Origin of the sequence: Pseudoalteromonas sp. SG44-8, assembly GCF_014164125.1 — a bacterium.
Taxonomy (GTDB): Bacteria; Pseudomonadota; Gammaproteobacteria; order Enterobacterales; family Alteromonadaceae; genus Pseudoalteromonas; species Pseudoalteromonas rhizosphaerae.
Genome location: NZ_JACJEQ010000007.1, coordinates 23,080 through 43,694, shown reverse-complemented (window position 1 = coordinate 43,694; position 20,615 = coordinate 23,080). Strand labels below are relative to the sequence as shown.

The following is a 20,615-nucleotide window of genomic DNA, read 5'->3' as shown; positions in this document are numbered from 1 at the left end:
AGCTGTTCACACACATGAGCTCATTTTAAAAATAGTACTCTCAATTAGCGATCACCAATCAGCAGAGAATTAGGGACAACTATGTCAAATATCATTTCTTCACTATTTTGCTCTCAACTTGCAAAACCACCGTGGAATAGTGTTCAGCCTGTTCGCGAAGAACTCTTCGGAGTTGAGCGATTAGAGCAGCATGCAATCAGTTTGGCTCAAGCACAAGAAGTGTCAAAATCAACTGCCAGAGTTGTATCATTACAGGTTCGTCTCAAACAAAATGCATCAGTATTGTTGGCGGCCTATCATGCTAACGCCAAAGCATTGGCTGCAGGGCACAGTGTCGTTCCTGCGGCGGAATGGCTACTGGATAATTATCATTTAATTGAGCAACAAATTCGTGAAGTCAGAGATGATCTACCAGATGGTTTTTATCGCCAATTACCAAAGCTAGCCAGTGGCCCTTTCGTGGGGTATCCACGAGTTTTTGGTTTGGCGTGGGCGTATGTTGCCCACACGGATAGTCATTTTGACGAGCAGAGCCTTTGTAAGTTTATAAAAGCCTATCAAACCATCAATATTCTCACCATTGGCGAACTATGGGCCGTCGCGATTACGCTGCGTATAGTATTAATTGAAAATTTACGTCGACTTGTTGACCAAATTTCTGTTGGGCGCATTGACCGTGATGATGCGGATCAGCTTACTGACCGTCTTATGGTGTCCGGCAGCGCTGATACTGTTTTATTAGCTGAGCTCCAAACGCGTTCATCAGCCCCTTTATCGGAAGTTTTTGCTGCACAACTTGCGAAACGATTACGCGATCAAGACCCACATATCACTCCCGCGCTGAAATGGTTAGAACAAAAATTAAATGAACAAAGCCTTAGCGTTGATGATGTAGTTCAACATTCGCAGCAACGCGAAGGTGCGTCCAATGTGACTGTTCGAAATATCATAACCAGTATGCGGTTGATCACCGATATGGACTGGACTGATCTTTTTGAAAAGGTCAGTCTCGTTGATGAAAAATTGCGTTGTGCAAGTGCATTTGGTGACATGGATGCCGTTACTCATAACCTATACCGCAATGCCATTGAGCAATTGTCACGAGGCTCAAAGCTTTCTGAAGTTAAGGTCGCGAAACTGGCACTGCAGGCGGGCAGAGATGCAAAGAAAAATACCCACAACCAGCAAGAAGCCGAGCGCCTTGGTGACCCCGGTTATTACTTAATCGACAAAGGCAGAGCACAGTTTGAACAATCACTAAAATTTCGGCCTAATTTAGGGCTTTGGCTCAGCCGATTACATGTCAAAATCGGCTTAGTAGGTTATGCCGCATCAATTTTACTCTTAGCACTTGGATTAGTGATTGGGTCTATTTCTTTATTTGGTTTTCGCCAGTTGCCACTCGATTTATTCTTAGTATTAATAATTATCGGGTTTTTACCCGCCACCGAAATTTCAACCGCAATTATTAATCGTTCGGTAACTTGGCGGCTAAGAAATGGCACGTTACCTGGGCTTGAATTTAAAACAGGTGTGCCAACGTCATTACGTACTTTGGTCGCGGTGCCAACATTATTGACTAATTCAAGCGATCTTTGTCAACAAGTAGAGCGTTTACAAGTGCACTATTTAGGTGGGGTCGACGGCGATTTAACATTTGCATTATTAGTTGATGGTTTAGATGCCGATCAACAAGTGTTAGAAAGTGATAATCAAATGCTGACAATAGTGGCAGAACAAATCGACCGTTTAAATCATACTTATCCATCCGGTCCTGCGGGTAAGCGATTTTTATTACTGTATCGGGGTAGACAATTTAACCCCAGTGAAAATAAATGGATGGGGTGGGAGCGCAAACGAGGCAAATTACATGAATTAAACCGTTTGCTGCGAGGAGCCACTGATACTAGTTTTATCCCCTTGGCTGGCAGAACATTAGAAGTCCCAGAAAATGTTCGCTATGTGATCACACTTGATGCTGATACACGGTTACCGCGTGAAACTACCTTACGACTTATTAGCCGGATGGGGCATCCGCTTAACCGTCCTCGCTTTAATGTTAAGACACAACGGATTGAAGCCGGTTATGGCATTATTCAACCTCGTGTCACGCCTTCATTGCCTATTGGTGCACAGGGGTCTTTTTATCAACGTGTTATTTCCAGTCCGGGAGGAATGGATCCTTACGCAGCGGCAAATTCAGATGTTTATCAAGACTTGTTTGGCGAAGGTTCTTATACCGGAAAAGGCATTTATGATATTGATGCATTTGAAGCAGCCCTTGCTGGGCGAGTAAAAGAAAATGTAATGTTAAGCCATGATTTATTTGAAGGTATATTTGCGCGTGCGGCGTTGGTGTCGGATGTTGAGGTTGTAGAAGAGTTTCCTGCTCGCTACGATGTATTGGAAAAACGGCAACATCGTTGGACTAGAGGAGACTGGCAACTATTACCTTGGATATTCGGTAAATTTTCTGGCGCAGATGCCGTGTCGTGGGTTGGTCGTTGGAAATTATTGGACAACCTAAGACGTTCTTTAATTGCACCAATCACCTTTTTGGCATTGCTGTTATGCTGGCTATTGCCATTACCATTAGCAGCAATAAGTACGGTTTTATTATTAGCTACCATCGCCATTCCAGTATTTACTCCCTGTTTATTTTCACTTATCCCACCAAGACCTAGTGTCGAATTTCGTCACCATATTAGAATGTGGTTTGGTGATTTGCGTCTAGCATCAGCGCAAGTGTTTTTTAAAGTGGCATTTTTACCTGATCAAAGTTGGCGAGCCATGGATGCCATCGGGCGAACATTGATCCGCTTATTTGTCACTCGTAGTCATCTATTAGAATGGACCAGCTCGGCGCAATCCAATGGTGATCCGCGGCTGAATATTCTCGGCTTTTATAAAACAATGTACCAAGGCACACTCGTTAGTCAGCTAATATGCTTTGCGATACTGATCAATATGCCAGCGACTTTGCCGCTCGTGTTGCCATTTTTATTACTATGGCTAACAGCTCCTCTATTAGCTTATTACAGTAGTCGTCCTATTGCGACAAGCGACCTTAATAACGCAGAACCATATGCTGATATGCTTAGATTGACCGCTCGTCGAACATGGCGTTATTTTGAAACCTTTGTGACTGATGAAGACAATATGTTGCCGCCAGACAACTTTCAACAAGAGCCAGAACCGGTGATCGCGCATCGTACATCACCCACTAATATTGGACTTTATTTATTATCAGCCGTTGCTGCGCGAGATTTTGGTTGGATAGGTCTGCACGCTGTCGTTAATCGTTTAGAAGCAACCTTTGCCACCCTTAATAAGTTAGCTAAGTGCAAAGGGCATTTTTATAATTGGTATGCCACCCAAAACTTAGCAACGTTAAATCCAGCGTACGTTTCCTCAGTAGACAGTGGTAACTTTGCCGGCCACTTGATCACCTTGGCGAACGCTTTAGATGAATGGCAACAGATGACCACAGATCATCATTTCAACACGGGGATGCAAGATAACCTTAGTTTGCTGAGTGAGGCCATTACAACGAATACTTTAATTCACTCACAAGATTCCCAAGTACTGAATGCTATTGTGGCCGAAATAACCGCGCTGATTGATACTGCGGGTACGATAGAGCATATCAGCCCTAGCATAATTAAATTAGTTAACCACGCCTTCGAACTCCCCATATTTGAGTTAACTGCGGATGCTACCTTTGATGATATTAGGTTTTGGCTGCAAGCTATAGCGACCTTGGCTGGTGAGCAATTACAAGATCATCAATTGAAAGTTTATTCGGCTCAAGCAGATGTTAACCTAATGCACCAACTGAAAAAATTAGCAAAAACAGCGCGAGAGATGGCTAACGGGATGAACTTTGCTTTTTTAATTAATCAAGAAAGAAAGTTGCTATCGATTGGTTATTCGCAGTCTGACAATAGTCTTGACGCTAACTGTTATGATTTACTGGCATCTGAAGCGAGATTAGCCAGCTTGTTTGCTATTGCCAAAGGCGATGTGGCTACTAAACATTGGTTTCATTTAGGACGCACAGCAACGCCATTAGGTAAAGGCTCTGCACTGATCTCTTGGTCAGGCTCGATGTTTGAATACCTCATGCCGTCTTTGATCATGCGAGCGCCAGTAGGAAGTTTACTTGAACAAACCAACCGCTTAGTGGTTGAACGCCAACAAAGTTACGCGAGTCAACTGGGGATCCCATGGGGGATCTCTGAGTCAGGTTTTAATGCCCGAGATATTGAATTTACCTATCAATACTCTAATTTTGGCGTGCCAGGTTTGGGCTTAAAGCGAGGGCTGTCAGAAAATAGAGTCATTGCCCCCTATGCAACAGGCTTGGCAAGTATGATTGATCCAGCTGCTGCGGTAGAAAATTATCAACGGCTACACAGTATTGGAGCATGCGGGCGTTATGGTTTCTTTGAAGCGTTAGACTTTACTCCTTCACGTGTGCAGTCGGGCAGCGACGTTGCCATTGTTCGCAGTTTTATGGCGCATCATCAGGGCATGACCATTGTCGCTATTTTAAATTGTTTACGCGATGGCTTAATGCGTTCGCGTTTTCATCGAGAGCCATGTATTCAAGCCTGTGAGTTACTGTTGCAAGAAAGAATGCCCAGAGATGTTGCAATAGGGCATCCTCGCGCTGAAGAAGTCAGGGAATCTGCCAGTGTTGATGCCAGTGAAGTGAATACAGTTAGGCACATAAAGGTTGCAATGGATGTGGAGCCGACCACGCATCTATTATCAAATGGACGCTATACAGTCATGTTAACGGCAACCGGCACAGGGTATAGCCGTTGGGGGAATTTTGCTATTACGCGATGGCATAGCGATCCGAGCTGTGATACCAGTGGTTCATTTATTCTGCTACGAGATGTTGAAACCGCCAAGCACTGGTCAAGTACTGCGCAACCCTTTGTGAGCTCTGGTGGTGAGTTTAATCCGTGTGTTTTTAGCGAAGATCACGCAAGGTTTATGAAAATAGAAGGAAACTTAACCACCACAATGGATGTGTTAGTGTCGGGGGAAGATGATGGTGAAGTAAGAAAAATAGCAATAAGCAATCAAGGTCATTTCAGTCATGAAATAGAGCTTACCTCATTTGCAGAATTAGTACTTGCAACAGCTGCGAATGATAACGCCCATCCCGCATTTGCTAAAATGTTCGTGCAGACCGAGTTTAATCAAGAATATAAAGCGATTATCGCGACGCGGCGCAAACGCTCTGCAGATGACGCTGATATTTGGGTTGGCCATTTTGCGATTATAGAGGGGGAGATAACGGCAGAGCCACAATATGAAACCAGTCGTGCCGAATTTATCGGGCGTGGTAATAACTTAGTCAGTGCACAAGCCATGACTTTAACCGCATGCTCTTCGAGTAAGGAGCTATCAAATACGGTGGGGTGTGTACTGGATCCCATATTGTCCTTACGATATCGTATTAAAGTGCCTGCGCAAGGAGCCGTGAACATCGCATTTTGGACCGTGGTGGCGCCGTCCAAAGAAAAACTAATAGCGATGATAGACAGGCACAACGATGCTAATGCTTATGATAGAGCAAAAACGCTGGCCTGGACCCAAGCGCAAGTACAGCTTCGTCACTTAGGTATTGAATATACCGAGGTGGCAGATTTTCAACGCTTAGCAGCCCCAATTTTATATGCAGATCCGCGCTTTAAAGCGTCATCAGCAGACATCATAAAAGGGATTAAGTGTCAGTCTGAACTGTGGGCGCAGTCAATTTCTGGTGATCTCCCCATCGTGTTGTTATTAATTGATGATATTGAAGATATCGCAAAGGTTAAGCAGCTTTTACGGGCCCATGAATACTGGCGAATGAAGTGTCTAGCGGTCGATCTGGTGATCATCAATGAACACCCCTCGGGTTACATGCAAGACTTACATAATGCAATAGAGACGGCTGTGCGCAGTAGCCAATCTCGACCATCTTTTAATCGTGATTATTTGGCAGAGCAGAGCATTGGGGCAGTGCATGTATTTCGTGCTGACATGATAAACAGCGAGACTCGCGATATGCTGCATGCTATTGCCCGAGTGGTTTTAGTCGCTCGCCATGGCTTTATAAATAAGCAATTTTTTCTACGTACAGCAAAAACGCGCAATCACGCGGTAACTAGCATGCTAAATCATCAACCACGAACGTTAAACGCGAATACACAATTGCCAAAAGCGAACTTACCAGAGCTGGAGTTTTTTAACGGTTTAGGCGGTTTTGCTGATAATGGGCGTGAATATGTCATTCGTTTGCACAATGGTGAATGCACGCCTGCACCTTGGCTCAATGTTATTGCTAACCCGAGTTTTGGTTTTCATGTTTCGGCTGAAGGCAGTGGCTATACGTGGTCAGAAAACAGCCGAGAAAACCAACTGACCACCTGGTCAAATGATGCCGTGTCAGACCCCATTGGTGAGATTGCTTATGTATGTGATAAAGACAGTGGTGAAATTTATACTGCAACGGCTCAGCCCGCACAGGACAAGGGCAGTTATATAATACATCACGGTTATGGTTTCAGTCGGTTTAAGCATCAGGTTAGCGGACTATCATTAGATTTATTGCATTATGTGCCACTGGACGATGCAATTAAAATCTCTCGATTAACCATACACAACGAGTCAGGTCGAAAACGTCGGCTGTCAGTAACGGCTTATGTGGAATGGGTCCTTGGCACATCGCGTAGTACCTCTGACTGTTTTATTACCAGCTCGTTAGATGCAAACAGCAATACAATTTTATTGCATAATCGGTGGGGAATGGCATTTCCAAAACGTGTTGCTTTTGTTGATATGGCAGGTGCGCAAACCGCATGGACAACCGATAGGAGCGAATTTATTGGCCGCAATGGCACTAAGGCAGCGCCAAGGGCTCTAAGTCAGCAGGTATCTTTATCTGGTACTGTTGGTGCAGGTTATGATCATTGCAGCGCTTTACAAACTGATATTGAGCTTGCTGATGGTGAAAGCCGTGAAGTTATCATGTTTATTGGCCAAGGCGATTGTGAGCAACATGCCTTAGAATTGGTTAGCAATTACCGACAAAGAGATCTGGATGAGGTGTTTGCCGGTGTACAAAACCATTGGCACACCCTATTAAATAAGGTGCAGGTAAAAACCCCGGATCGCGCTATGGATATTATGCTCAACGGCTGGCTGATGTATCAAACTATAGCGTGTCGAATATGGGCGAGATCTTCTTTTTATCAAGCCAGTGGCGCTTATGGATTTCGTGATCAACTGCAAGATGGTATGGCCATAACCTTAAGCCAGCCTGCAATAACCAGAGCGCATATTTTACGTGCGGCGGGTAGGCAGTTTGTTGAAGGTGATGTACAACATTGGTGGTTGCCGCATTCCGGACAAGGGGTACGAACTCATATCTCAGATGATCGCGTTTGGTTAGCACTGGCGACCGCAAACTATATAAAAGTAACGGGTGATAAAGCGATATTAACGCAAGCTATCCCATTTTTAGAGGGCAAGCCGCTTGGCAAAGAGCAGCATGATGCCTACTTTAAACCGAACGTTAGCGAAGAGTCTGCCAGTCTATTTGAACATTGTGCTCGCGCACTGGATCAAAGTATTCAGTTAACGGGTGAACATGGGCTGCCATTGATGGGAACTGGCGACTGGAACGATGGCATGAACTTAGTAGGAGCGGCTGGAAAGGGCGAGAGTGTATGGCTTGGCTGGCTGTTGATACGTGCTATAGACTTATTTGCCGTTTATGCGCTTGAACAAGAAACTGAAGCGGATCGACTACGAGGCAAGCATTGGCAAGAACATGCTGAAAAAGTGCGTATTTGTATTGATGAACAAGCATGGGATGGACAGTGGTATCGTCGAGCAACATTTGATGATGGTACTTGGCTTGGGTCAAAAAGTAATGATGAGTGTCAAATCGACTCTATTGCTCAATCTTGGGCGGTATTAGCAAATGGTACAGATCAACACAAAGTCATGACAGCCATGTCTGCCGTTGAAACTCATCTTATCAAGCAGCAAGAACGGTTGGCCTTGTTATTTACCCCGCCTTTTGATCAAACCACTCATAATCCCGGATATATTAAAGGTTACCCTCCCGGTTTAAGAGAGAATGGTGGTCAATACAGTCATGCTGCTATGTGGTTTATTTTAGCGTTAGCTAAGCAGGGCGAAGGTAAAAAAGCCGTGGATTTATTTGCCATGGTCAACCCGATTAATCACGCCAGCGATAGCGAAAAAGTCCAACGTTATAAAGTTGAACCTTATGCCGTAGCCGCTGATATCTATTCAATTTCACCTTATATTGGCAGAGGTGGTTGGACTTGGTATACCGGTGCTGCTGGTTGGATGTATCAGGCGGGGTTAGAAGGTATTTTAGGTATTCGTCGTGAGGGTAAAAATTTAATTATTCAACCCTGTATCCCCGATCATTGGCCTGAATTTAGCGCTGCAATAAAAATCGCGAATAGCCACCTTGATATAACAGTAAATAATCAAGTACCGCTTGCGAATAATCTATTGCATGCAGAGCTTAATGGTATTTTATTAGCTAACCAAGGGTCATTGGTGAGTGTGGAGCTCAAAGACGGCTATCATCGTTTGATGATATCGGCGAGCGTCAAGTCAGATAAGCATTAGCCGCTGCAGATTGATTAACCGAAGCTCAGGTTAATTAGTCGACCGCCTAAGGGCATCAGAGCTATAAACTGAAAATCCAACAACCCGTAGGTTAACTATGATAATTAAGACGATAACAGTGCTATTGCTTGCACAGAATTCATCTTTAGCAAAACGTATACGTACCTCTTTGTATTATTCACAACTACGGGTATTTAAAGTGGTTTATGCAAAAGAGCAAACAAAAGCGCTTGAGCTAATAAATAGTAGCTCGATTGATGTCGTGTTGTTAGATTTATCAGTAGCGAATGCTAAAAGCGCAGAGTTTGTAAATCGACTTCGACATAACTCTCCGAAGACGATTATTATGTTACTGTGCAACGCAAATGATAATGCAATTGTATCGCAAGCGATGGCTCAAGGTGCACATGGGTTTATTGATAAGCATAGTTTAGGGCAGCACTGGCTTATGCGGTTGTTGGGCTTTAGCCTTTTACAAACACAGCCTTTAAAATTACAAAAACGCAGTATTAAAACCTTACATGCAATTTGCGACAGCTCACTGCTCGGGATCATGGCTACTGATTGGTTCGGCAATATTATTTATACCAATCAGGCTTTTAACACCATAACGGCATATAGCGCAGCAACACCGCAAGGCTGTCATTGGATGGCGCAAATCTATGATGATGATAAGAATCGTTTACTAACGGATTTACAAGCAGCTCAGAAAAATAACACAATTGTTTGCTCTGATGTGTGTATCATTTATCAAAGTAAGCAGCTGTGTCAGGTCCGTGTAACCGCGACGCCGATAGCAAAAAATAAAAAATCATATGGCTACATAATTACACTAGAAAAGCTTAGTAAACGAGATAATAAAGCTAAGTTAACCGCTGCAGTTACTAAAACTAGGCGTGATTTACTGCCCGCAACTACGGCGCAATTGACCCTAGATGCTATGAGTGATGCGATATTAAGCACCGATATTAATGACAAGGTATTATATTTAAATCAAGCAGCATCAATACTTACTGGCTGGGACTGCAGTGAGGCTGTTGGTTTATTGTTGTGTGATATTTTCAAGATTAAAGAGTCTGCTTCAGCGGTTATCGCGAAGTCGACGCTTGCACAAAGTCAGCGAGAGCAACGGCCTTTCGATTGTATATTAGTGCGTAAAGACGGTGTTGAGATCCAAATCGAAGAATCTGCTCGTACTATCTTTAATGAGCTTGGTGAAACCATTGGGGTGGTTTTTATATTTCGAGATATCTCGCAGTCGCAACTAAAAGCAATCAAAATGAAATACTTAGCGCAGCATGATCCGCTAACCGGATTACCTAACCGGTTACTTTTTCAGGAGCGGCTAAATCAGGCTCTCGTGTTAGCTAAACGACATAATAAGCGATTGGCGGTACTTTATTTAGATATTGATTTATTTAAAAAAGTGAATGATCTACACGGTCATGAATTAGGAGATAAGTTGCTTTGTTCGATTGCTAACCGAATGACTGATGCGGTGAGACAAAGTGATACTGTCTGTCGACAAGGTGGTGACGAGTTTTTGATATTGCTCTCTGAAATAGAGCACGCTGATGATGCAGCAACATTTACCAGTAAATTACTTCACACGCTGATTAATCCGCATCAGCTTAACGGCAAAAAAATATCCGTGCATATGAGTATAGGTATTCGTATTTTCCATCATGATATTGAGGCTCCGCAACAGGCTAGTGAAGGAAAATTAAGTGATGTTCTTATCGATAATGCTGATAAAGCAATGTATCAGGCAAAATCACGAGGACATGATGGCTATCAAATTTTTAAACAAGCTTAACCCATTGAAGTTTCTTTAAAATTTTAATATAAAAATTAGAAACCATAAATAGCAGCACGCAATAAGCGAAATTTAATAATTTGTCTTGGCAAAGCACTGATTAGCGCGCAAGATGTATATTTACTTTTCGCTAACAAAATGGCATAACGATTTTGTTATATTAATTTTAAGTTAGATGCTAAAAAATGACGTTCAAATCATTTTCCACACATATCAGTTATATAAGCGGCTAAGCTGGAAACATAATGGCCGATAGTCCAATTAATATTCTTTATAATGTTTAGAAATCAGCTTTTGAGGCGAGTTCACACTAAATAAAATAACCCGCAAACTATAATGGCTAATCTAGATCAGTAAATACTAAAAGATGATAGAGTATAATAACGTTGTAGCAATCATTCAGTGCCTTCTGCATTGAGTGTTTACTGCATAAAGAGCGCCTATAATAAAGCGCTCAAGGAATAATATGAATAGTCCAATCGCTAACAAGTTATTAAATTTCTTCCCTTTAGCAGCTAAAAATAAAGTATTTTCTCAACTTAAACTCGTCATGTTGCCTTTGGGAAAGGTGATATATGAGTCTGGGCAAAATCTTACTTGTGTGTATTTTCCGATAGATTGTATTGTTTCGCTTCTTTATGTGACTGAAAATGGCTCATCAGCTGAAATATCAGTTGTCGGAAATGAAGGGTTAGTGGGAATTGCTGTTTTTATGGGGGGAGAAAGTACTCCTAAAAGGGCGGTTGTACAAAGTGCAGGGTACGCGTATTGCCTACCAGCGGCGATATTACGTAGCGAATTTAATAATGATGCCACAATTCGCATGTTGCTATTACGGTACACCCAAACATTAATTGCGCAAATGGCACAAACTGCGGTTTGTAATCGTCATCATTCGATTGACCAACAACTTTGCCGATGGCTATTACTCTCTCTCGATCGGCTGAGAACCAATAACCTAACGATGACTCAAGAGTTAATTGCAAATATGCTAGGCGTTAGAAGAGAAGGCGTCACTGAAGCTGCGGGTAAACTACAAAAGTTAGGCGTGATCACTTATAAGCGAGGTCATATAACGGTGACAGATAGATGCAAACTTGAGACGCTGTGTTGTGAATGTTACGCAGTGGTTAAAAAGGAAACAGACAGATTAGGAGAAATTCCAAGCATGGTATAATTTTTAATCTTACATGTTCAGCACCTATTAACCGCCTTAATCGCAATTGATACAAATTTCAGCATGTAAAGTGCCCTAGCGTACAGATAGTTAAATGAGCTCACCTTAAACTCATCTTGTTAGCCTTTTACAATGACGTAATGGGCAAGATGGTAGAGGTCATTATGAAAATTTCAAATACTCAGGAACAGTCTGTTAAACAAGTGCCAAGTGAACAAAAAGCCGCTGCAGTAGAGACCAGTTATAGCGGGCAAAAACCACAATTTAAACAATCCGCTAATAAACCCAAAAAGACATTAGCAGAGCACCGTAAACACTCAGACATAAGCGATATATAAAGTGTATTACAGCAGCAAGTACACTTACCGTCGACTCTAACGCTTACGTTTTTACACGGAGTTATTAAGAGATTAAGACAATCATAATCCAGAGGTAACTATGAAAAAATTAGCTCATACTGTCAAGCCGAGAGATAAAAAATCAGCTAAAGCTAAAGCCGCTAAAAAAGATTTACCAGATATCATTTACCTAGGTCAACAAAGATTAAAAAGCTAAAAGCCATATTCACCAATCACTAATTTACGCGGTAATAAAGCGAGCATGCAGTTCACTTTACTACCGTTATGCTCAAGGAGTCATAATGTCAGTTGTGAATATGCAGATCCTTACTATTAATGCGGGTTCATCGAGCATCAAATTTGCTGTATTTACTCCTGCGGGTTTAGCAACGCCATTGTTAAGTGGAAAAATTGAGCGCATTGGTATGGCAGGGACTTTATTAACCTTTGTTGATAAGCAGCGTAATCTGGATGGTCGCCTTCAACCTGATTGTGATGATCATCAAGAAGCAGCCAAGTTTCTAATCAATTGGTTGCAGCAACACATTGGTTTTGAAAAAATAACTGCTGTAGGCCATAGATTGGTTCATGGCTGGCAACATGCAAAGCCGGAGCTTATAACGCCTGCACTGTTGGCTGAGCTACGAGATATAATTCCTTATGCGCCAGAGCATTTACCGAATGAAATATTGCTGATTGACACTCTGCAGCAACAATTTCCTAAACTACCGCAGGTCGCTTGCTTTGATACCGCCTTTCACCATTCATTACCACCAGTAGCAAAGTTGCTGCCAATTCCGCGTCGGTTTGATGCATTAGGTATTCAGCGTTATGGCTTTCATGGTATCTCCTATACATATTTAATGACCGCATTGGCTAATAACTATCAAAACACTCCATTGCCGCAACGAATTATTCTCGCCCATTTAGGCAATGGTGCGAGTATGGCTGCAGTACTTGATGGTCGTTGTATTGACACCAGTATGGGGTTTACACCTTGTGGTGGGTTAGTCATGGGGTCACGTTGTGGCGATTTAGATCCTGGTGTTATCCACTACATTAAGCTGCATGAAAATATCAATAGTCAACAATGCAATCATCTCCTTAATCATCAATCCGGTCTGTTAGGGGTATCTGAAATTAGCGCAGATATGCGAGATTTATTACCACTTGAAAATACCGATCAACGCGCAGCACAGGCAATCGAACTATTTTGTTATCAGGCTAAAAAATGGCTCGGGGCTTATAGCGCCTCTTTGAATGGACTAGATACTTTGGTATTTAGTGGGGGGATTGGTGAAAATGCGGCAAGTGTACGGGCAAAAATTTGTGCAGGCATGCAGTACCTTGGTATTGAACTCGACCAAACTCGTAATAATAACCACGAAAGTATAATTTCCATTGCTGGTGGGGCGGTAACCGTCCATGTTATTCATACCGATGAAGAGCAAATGATTGCCAGTATGGTGTGTGAGTTACTTATGCTGGATGGATCTCAGTAATTGTAAGCTGCAATTTTGCCGCGCTATAAGCTGATTTAGGGTATCAGCTAAAGTTAAAACCTCTAGTAAAGCTAACTCTTTCGCTAATGTATGCTATCGAACGGAACATCTGATTATTTATCGTAAAATCACGTAAAGAATATCGAACTTTATGCTACTAGGAGTAAATTTATGTTGCACAGCGCAGATGACTTGAAGGCATGTAAGATCCAATCAGTTGATGGCGATTTAGGTAAAATTAATGATTTATATTTTGATGATGAAGGTTGGGCTATTCGTTATCTTGTGGTTACCACTCATAATTGGTTTTTTAAACGCGAAGTTTTAGTTTCACCCATCGCATTAGATACACCTGATTGGCTAAATAAAATGATGCCGGTGAATTTGAGCCAAAAACAAGTCGATCATAGTCCTGACATTAGCGCCCATAAGCCGGTTTCAAGACAACAAGAAATAAAATATTTTAGCTACTACAGTTACCCTATTTATTGGGGCGGCACTAGTATATGGGGCAATGGTCTTTATCCTGTCGCGGGGATGCTAGAAAACGACACCACTAATCAACAACCCAATACCAGTGAAGCCAAGCAAGATAAAACATCTCAAAACAATGATCCACATTTACGCAGTTGGCAAAAGGTCAAAGGATTCGTCGTTAATGGCTCTGACGGTGAAATAGGACATATACAAGGCTTATTAATTGATGAGCACACCTTTGCCATACGTTATGTCATTGTGCGAGCCAACGATTGGTGGATAGGTCATGATATTTTAGTGGCTCCGCATTGGTTTAATGACCTGAAGTGGGCTGAGTCATCCGTCAAAGTGAATCACACTCGTGCAGAAATTCAAGGCGCTCCCGCTTATGATCCTTTGGTTAAAATGGACCGTGATTGGGAAATTGCTATGCACGATCATTACGCAAGGGAAGGATATTGGAGTAAGGAATCCGACTTACCAGTAAAACAAAGCACAACCTCACCATAACCATGAAGCGGATTAAAAAAACAATCAAAGGGCAAGTTTCAAAAGAGCAGCTAGTCGCTTCATTACTTGATTCTACACTTGATTTATCGCGAACTAATTCAGTCAATAAACAGAACCATCAAATTGAGCCGGGAGAATTACCCGGCATTGAGCATGTTGCTGATGCCCAGAATCCGCCCGCCCCCGGGACTGTACTAATTACTTACACGGATTACTCACCAACACGAATCGAAACCAATGAAATTACTAACCTTGATGAGTTCCTGAAAAAGCCGATGCCCAAATGGGTTAAAGTCAGATGGTTTAATGTCAGTACAATCCATCCGTATATTATTAGTTTGTTTCAACAACATTTTGCCTTTCATACATTGATTGCAGAAGATGTTTTGCACATTCCGCAACGACCCCGCATTGAGTTTTTTGATGATCATTTGTTTGTGGTTTTGCGCATGCTCAAGCCTTCAACACATAAGTCTGACGATACGTTAATAAACTCGGTGCCAGATATCGAACAAGTAAGTATATTTGCGTATGACAAAGTACTCATTTCTTTTCAGGAAGCCCCAGACGATGTTTGGCAACCGATCCGTGATCACCTGCAGAACGAAAATCGTCGCATTCGAAAAAATGGTAGCGGATATTTGCTCTATACCTTGCTTGATGCTGTCGTTGATTATTGTTTTCCCGTACTAGAAAAGTACGGCGATATCCTCGAAGATCTCGAGCTTTTGACCTTAGAAAGTCCATCACCACCAGTGCTGCATCGTATTTATTGCATCAAACGAGAGCTGATACTGCTGCGGCGTATTATTTGGCCACTACGGGAAGTTGTTGATCACTTATACCGTGAAGAGGGCGGCAGAATTGATGAGACCACACGGCCATATTTACGCGATGTTTATGAACACACGATTCAAATTGTTGAAATTGTTGAATCGTATCGAGAGATCGCAAGTGGTTTAACTGACCTGTATATGTCAGCTATCTCTAATCGGATGAATGAGATCATGAAAATGTTGACTATTATGGCGTCGGTATTTATCCCATTAACATTTATTTCCGGAGTTTATGGTATGAATTTTCAATTTATGCCGGAGTTGACGTGGCGTTGGGGTTACCCGCTTATTTGGGCTGTTTTTATTATGATTACTATCGGATTACTCATATTTTTTAGGCGCAAAGGCTGGCTCGGCAATAGCTAATCTTAGCTGTGTTAAAGCTTGTTTTAATGGAGTCTAAATGCCTATTAGTTATCTTTAAATTGTTGTAACTGTAATTTAAATACATGTACTTAGGGTAAATGCCAAAGCAACGACGATAGCGAAAAATCTTGTATATTCTTGATTTAGTTTATTGCTCAGGGCAATACCTTTAAGCCTTATAGTATTTCAGCAAAGATTAATGGTGATGAGTACGCTATCGCACAGAGCTTGAAGTTATCTCGTTTTACAATGGTATAGAAGGCGGCAGCAACGTTGTTGTCTTATTTTGATTATTCAATAGGAGAATACAAATGGATCATGGCTATTGGAACGATTGGTATATTGGTTGGGGTTGGTTTTTATGGATCGGTATATGGTTTTTGTTAATTTCGAGTTTTAGCCATTGGGGTTACAGTTATCGCACACATCGTCGTTATGTTGCGAACACTGATAAAACGGCGCTCGACATTCTTAATGAGCGGTATGCGCGTGGTGATATAGAGCAACAAGAATTTGTCAAAATGAAGGAAGAAATCAATAAAAGTTAGTCTTTTAATTGAATAATTTTAAGACTCCTTATGTCTTTATGAGCGTAGCACAAACGCTCTTTGGAGCAGCAAAGATGCAAGCTAAGGATAAGAGTAGAACACTGACATCTGAACAATTATATCTGATTGATGCTTATTGGCGAGCGACTAATTATTTGTCGGTTGGTCAAATTTATTTGTCTAACAACCCTTTGTTAAAACGTCCTTTAGAACTCAGTGATATAAAAGTTATGTTACTTGGACACTGGGGGACAACTCCAGGTCAGAACTTTATTTATGTGCACTTGAATCGAGTGATCAAACAACACGATTTAAATATGATTTATGTTTCAGGTCCTGGTCACGGCGGACCTGCTGTGGTTGCGAATACTTACCTTGAAGGAAGCTACAGCGAAATCTACCCAGACATCAGTCAAGATGAAGCAGGATTACAAAAGCTGTTTTTACAGTTTTCTTTTCCAGGGGGGATCCCTAGCCATGCGTCACCCCAATGCCCTGGCTCGATCCACGAAGGTGGTGAGTTGGGTTATTCCCTAAGCCATGCTTTTGGGGCGGCGTTTGATAATCCCGATTTAATTGTTGCTTGTGTGGTTGGTGATGGTGAAGCTGAAACGGGGCCGCTTGCAACTGCTTGGCATAGTAATAAGTTTCTCAGCCCTGCCACTGACGGCGCTGTATTGCCAATACTGCATCTCAATGGTTATAAAATTGCTAATCCAACAATTCTTGCCCGTATTCCTAAAGACGAATTAACGCAGTTAATGCGTGGTTATGGTTGGACGCCTATTTTTGTTGAGGGTGATGAGCCAACTCTGATGCACCAAGCGATGGCGGCAGCCCTTGATAAAGCCGTGCAGCTTATTAAAAAATTCCAACAAAATGCGCGTGAAAATGGTGACTTAAATCGTCCAGCGTGGCCGATGATCATACTTAATTCGCCAAAGGGCTGGACCGGTCCTAAAGAAGTCGATGGATATAAAATTGAAGGAACCTTCCGCGCTCATCAAGTGCCAATTTCAGCACCGGTGAATCATCCCGGACATTTGGCGTTATTAAGTGACTGGTTAAGTAGTTACCGACCACAAGAACTATTTGACGAATGTGGTTGTTTGTTACCAGAGATAGCCGCGTTGGCGCCAACAGGTGAACGCCGTATGGGGGCAAATCCTCATGCTAATGGCGGTTTATTACTACAAGATTTAAAAATGCCCGATTACCGAGATTACGCCTGCGAGGTGACAACGGCTGGTGTACGCGGTGTGGGTGATACCCGAGTGCTTGCGCCATTTCTGCGTGACGTCACTAAGTTAAATGATAAAGAGCAAAATTTTCGGGTGTTTGGTCCCGATGAAACTATTTCCAACGGTTTGGCTGCCTTGTTTGAAACCACCCGTCGACAATGGGATGTGACCACGTATGCGAATGATGAATATTTAGCACCGAGCGGCCGAGTGGTCGAAATGCTCAGTGAACACCAATGTGAAGGCTGGCTTGAGGGTTACTTGCTGACTGGCCGTCACGGGTTGTTTAACTGTTACGAAGCGTTTATTCATATTATTGATTCTATGTTTAACCAACATGCAAAATGGTTAAAAGTATCATCGGCATTGTCGTGGCGGCCTAAAATTGCCTCGCTTAATTATTTATTGGCATCTCATGTTTGGCGTCAGGATCATAATGGTTTTACCCATCAAGATCCGGGTTTTATTGATGTTGTAGTCAATAAAAAAGCGGAGATTGTTCGCGTTTACTTACCACCCGATGCGAATTGTTTATTGTCTGTGATGGATCATTGTTTACGCAGCCGTCATTACGTCAATGTGGTGATTGCAGGCAAACACCCAGCTCCGCAATGGTTAACAATGGAAGAGGCTGAAAAACATTGCGCACAAGGAATTGGTATTTGGCATTGGGCTGGCAATCTTAGTGACGATGCCATTGAGCAAACGCCTGATGTGGTTATGGCTTGTTGTGGTGACGTGCCTACACTCGAAACATTGGCGGCAGTATCAATTTTGCGTGAATATTTGCCAACGCTTAAAGTGAGGGTGGTTAATGTGGTTGATTTAATGCGTTTACAGCCAGAAACCGAACATCCGCATGGATTAAATTGCCAAGATTTTGATGCGTTGTTTACCACCGACAAGCCAGTAATATTTGCTTTTCATGCTTACCCATCACTTATCCATCAACTTACTTATCGTCGCACTAATCATCACAATATCCATGTTCGCGGCTATAAGGAAGAAGGCACAATTACGACCGCCTTTGATATGACGGTATTAAATGAAATTGACCGTTTTCACTTGGTTATTGATGCACTCGAACGATTACCGCAAACCGGCGCTAAAGGCATCGAGCTTAAGCAGTTATTACATGAAAAGTTAATTGCGCATAAAAAATATATCAACAAAAATGGCCTTGATATGCCAGAAATTCGTGATTGGCACTGGACTTCATCAGTATGACCACATCTGTCCTGCAACCCGCTGATAATAAGTTAAATGTTGGCTGCATAATAGCAATACGTGGCAGTGTCATTGACGTCAGTTTTGCGACAAAATTGCCGCGTATTCATTCAATACTGACCGTCGATCTGAGTGATATCGCGCTAGGTGATACAGAGCAAGTCGTTATTGAAGTGTTAGAGCAACGCAATGCCAAGCAGGTACGGTGTATAGCTTTAACACCAACGCAAGGGCTCGCCCGCGGAATGCAAGTTAAAGACAGTGGTAACCCTTTGTTAGCACCGGTTGGCAGCGGTATTTTATCGCGGATGTTTGATGTGTTTGGTAAACCGATAGACCGTCAAGGCAGTTTAACAGATATTAAATGGCGCTCGGTACATCGAGCACCACCAACACTTAGTGAGCGCTCTACACAGTCGCAAATTTTCACAACTGGTATCAAAGTAATTGATGTACTCGTGCCGCTCGAAAAAGGCGGCAAAGCAGGGTTGTTTGGCGGTGCAGGGGTCGGTAAAACAGTTTTACTCACTGAAATGATCCATAACATGGTAGGCAAGCATAAAGGGGTGAGCATTTTTTGCGGTATAGGTGAGCGCTGTCGAGAAGGTGAAGAGCTTTATCGGGAAATGAAAGCGGCAGGTGTATTGCCTAATATGGTGATGGTGTTTGGTCAAATGAATGAACCACCAGGGAGTCGGTTTCGGGTTGGTCAAGCGGCATTAACCATGGCTGAGTATTTTCGCGATGATGAACACCGTGATGTATTGTTATTGATTGATAATATTTTTCGGTTTATTCAGGCAGGCTCTGAAGTATCTGGTTTGATGGGACAAATGCCGTCACGACTCGGTTATCAACCGACGATGGGCACCGAGTTGGCCAGCTTAGAAGAACGTATTGCGAATACCAATAATGGGGCTATTACCTCTATTCAAGCTGTATATGTGCCTGCTGATGATTTTACTGATCCGGCTGCGGTACATACGTTTTCTCACCTATCTGCGTCCATTGTATTGTCGCGACAACGCGCCAGTGAAGGACTATTTCCTGCTATTGATCCCCTACAGTCAAACTCCAAAATGGCCAGTCCAGGTATTGTTGGTGAACGGCATTATCAACTGGCGCAAAAAGTGCGTAGTACTTTGGCTCAGTATGCTGAGCTTAAAGATATTATTGCGATGCTTGGCTTAGAGCAACTGTCGCCGGAAGATCGTTCCGTCGTTGGGCGTGCGCGTCGGCTGGAACGTTTTCTTACTCAGCCATTTTTTACCACCGAACAGTTTACTAATCATAAAGGTAAACTTGTTAGTCTTGATGAGTCGTTAGATGGCTGCGAGCGTATTCTTAACGATGAGTTTAAAGATTATCCTGAAAGCGCGCTTTATATGATAGGCAATATCGACGAAGCAACACTAAAGAGCACACCAAATAAACAGGCATCAAGTACCACTGACACCGCAAGTACAGTGAAAAACGCCGCCAAAGCGGCTGGAGCAGACAATGAACATGCACCTTAAACTGCTTTTACCCTCACAGATCTTTATTGATAAAACCGATATCAGCAACATTATTGTTGAAACGAGCAATGGGTCGTACGGCTTATTACCGCATCGGCTTGACTGTGTGGCGGTGCTTACGCCGGGTATTCTGACTTTCTCAACCATCGCCGAGGGCGAAATATTCGTAGCCGTAGATGAAGGAGTGTTGGTGAAAACAGGACTCGATGTTTTGGTGTCTGTGCGGAATGCCCTAGTTGATAGCGATTTAACTAAGTTACGCGCCGCTGTAGAGCAAGACTTTCTCGCAATCAATGAGCAAGCCCTGCAAGTGCGTGCAGTAATGGCAAAATTGGAAAGCGGTTTTCTGCATAAGTTTGTTAGCTTTAAACAACAGTAAAGCGCCCT

At 42.6% G+C, this 20,615-nt stretch carries 11 protein-coding genes; all 11 read left to right on the top strand.

Annotation, left to right across the window (positions count from 1 at the left end; translation table 11 throughout):
• The first annotated feature begins 81 nt into the window (after positions 1–81).
• The 11 genes from H5163_RS07850 to H5163_RS07800 all read left to right on the top strand — a co-directional run bounded on the left by H5163_RS07850 (position 82) and on the right by H5163_RS07800 (position 20,607).
• Positions 82–8,673, top strand: coding sequence for a GH36-type glycosyl hydrolase domain-containing protein (locus H5163_RS07850; RefSeq protein WP_182734902.1), 8,592 nt, complete (start codon positions 82–84; stop codon positions 8,671–8,673).
• Between the two features lie 97 nt (positions 8,674–8,770).
• Entirely contained in the window at positions 8,771–10,489 is a 1,719-nt protein-coding gene (locus tag H5163_RS07845) for a diguanylate cyclase domain-containing protein (RefSeq protein ID WP_182734901.1), read from the top strand.
• Between the two features lie 466 nt (positions 10,490–10,955).
• Positions 10,956–11,666 (top strand): Crp/Fnr family transcriptional regulator, encoded by a 711-nt coding sequence (locus H5163_RS07840; protein ID WP_182734900.1) that lies wholly within the window; start codon positions 10,956–10,958, stop codon positions 11,664–11,666.
• Between the two features lie 164 nt (positions 11,667–11,830).
• Positions 11,831–12,004 (top strand): hypothetical protein, encoded by a 174-nt coding sequence (locus H5163_RS07835; protein WP_182734899.1) that lies wholly within the window; start codon positions 11,831–11,833, stop codon positions 12,002–12,004.
• A gap of 302 nt (positions 12,005–12,306) precedes the next feature.
• A complete protein-coding gene (locus H5163_RS07830) occupies positions 12,307–13,506 on the top strand; it encodes an acetate/propionate family kinase (RefSeq protein WP_182734898.1) in 1,200 nt (399 codons plus the stop codon).
• A gap of 171 nt (positions 13,507–13,677) precedes the next feature.
• Entirely contained in the window at positions 13,678–14,493 is an 816-nt protein-coding gene (locus H5163_RS07825) for a PRC-barrel domain-containing protein (protein WP_182734897.1), read from the top strand.
• A gap of 2 nt (positions 14,494–14,495) precedes the next feature.
• Positions 14,496–15,695: a magnesium/cobalt transporter CorA gene (gene corA / locus H5163_RS07820; protein WP_182731034.1), complete on the top strand. Its 1,200-nt coding sequence runs from the start codon at positions 14,496–14,498 to the stop codon at positions 15,693–15,695.
• Positions 15,696–16,006: 311 nt separating this feature from the next.
• Positions 16,007–16,243, top strand: a complete 237-nt coding sequence (locus tag H5163_RS07815; RefSeq protein ID WP_182731035.1) for an SHOCT domain-containing protein — start codon at positions 16,007–16,009, stop codon at positions 16,241–16,243.
• Between the two features lie 74 nt (positions 16,244–16,317).
• Entirely contained in the window at positions 16,318–18,711 is a 2,394-nt protein-coding gene (locus H5163_RS07810) for a phosphoketolase (protein ID WP_182734896.1), read from the top strand.
• Positions 18,708–20,228: a F0F1 ATP synthase subunit beta gene (gene atpD / locus H5163_RS07805; RefSeq protein WP_182734895.1), complete on the top strand. Its 1,521-nt coding sequence runs from the start codon at positions 18,708–18,710 to the stop codon at positions 20,226–20,228. Before H5163_RS07810 ends, atpD begins: the two co-directional genes overlap by 4 nt.
• Positions 20,212–20,607: a F0F1 ATP synthase subunit epsilon gene (locus tag H5163_RS07800; protein ID WP_259398191.1), complete on the top strand. Its 396-nt coding sequence runs from the start codon at positions 20,212–20,214 to the stop codon at positions 20,605–20,607. Before atpD ends, H5163_RS07800 begins: the two co-directional genes overlap by 17 nt.
• Positions 20,608–20,615: the final 8 nt, after the last annotated feature.

Excerpts from the sequence above, each read along its gene's own strand:
- H5163_RS07830 (WP_182734898.1), top strand. The coding sequence starts at position 12,307 with ATGTCAGTTGTGAATATGCAGATCCTTACTATTAATGCGGGTTCATCG.
- H5163_RS07815 (WP_182731035.1), top strand. The coding sequence starts at position 16,007 with ATGGATCATGGCTATTGGAACGATTGGTATATTGGTTGGGGTTGGTTT.
- H5163_RS07800 (WP_259398191.1), top strand. The coding sequence starts at position 20,212 with ATGAACATGCACCTTAAACTGCTTTTACCCTCACAGATCTTTATTGAT.
- corA (WP_182731034.1), top strand. The coding sequence starts at position 14,496 with ATGAAGCGGATTAAAAAAACAATCAAAGGGCAAGTTTCAAAAGAGCAG.
- H5163_RS07850 (WP_182734902.1), top strand. The coding sequence starts at position 82 with ATGTCAAATATCATTTCTTCACTATTTTGCTCTCAACTTGCAAAACCA.
- H5163_RS07810 (WP_182734896.1), top strand. The coding sequence starts at position 16,318 with ATGCAAGCTAAGGATAAGAGTAGAACACTGACATCTGAACAATTATAT.
- H5163_RS07825 (WP_182734897.1), top strand. The coding sequence starts at position 13,678 with ATGTTGCACAGCGCAGATGACTTGAAGGCATGTAAGATCCAATCAGTT.
- atpD (WP_182734895.1), top strand. The coding sequence starts at position 18,708 with ATGACCACATCTGTCCTGCAACCCGCTGATAATAAGTTAAATGTTGGC.
- H5163_RS07835 (WP_182734899.1), top strand. The coding sequence starts at position 11,831 with ATGAAAATTTCAAATACTCAGGAACAGTCTGTTAAACAAGTGCCAAGT.
- H5163_RS07840 (WP_182734900.1), top strand. The coding sequence starts at position 10,956 with ATGAATAGTCCAATCGCTAACAAGTTATTAAATTTCTTCCCTTTAGCA.
- H5163_RS07845 (WP_182734901.1), top strand. The coding sequence starts at position 8,771 with ATGATAATTAAGACGATAACAGTGCTATTGCTTGCACAGAATTCATCT.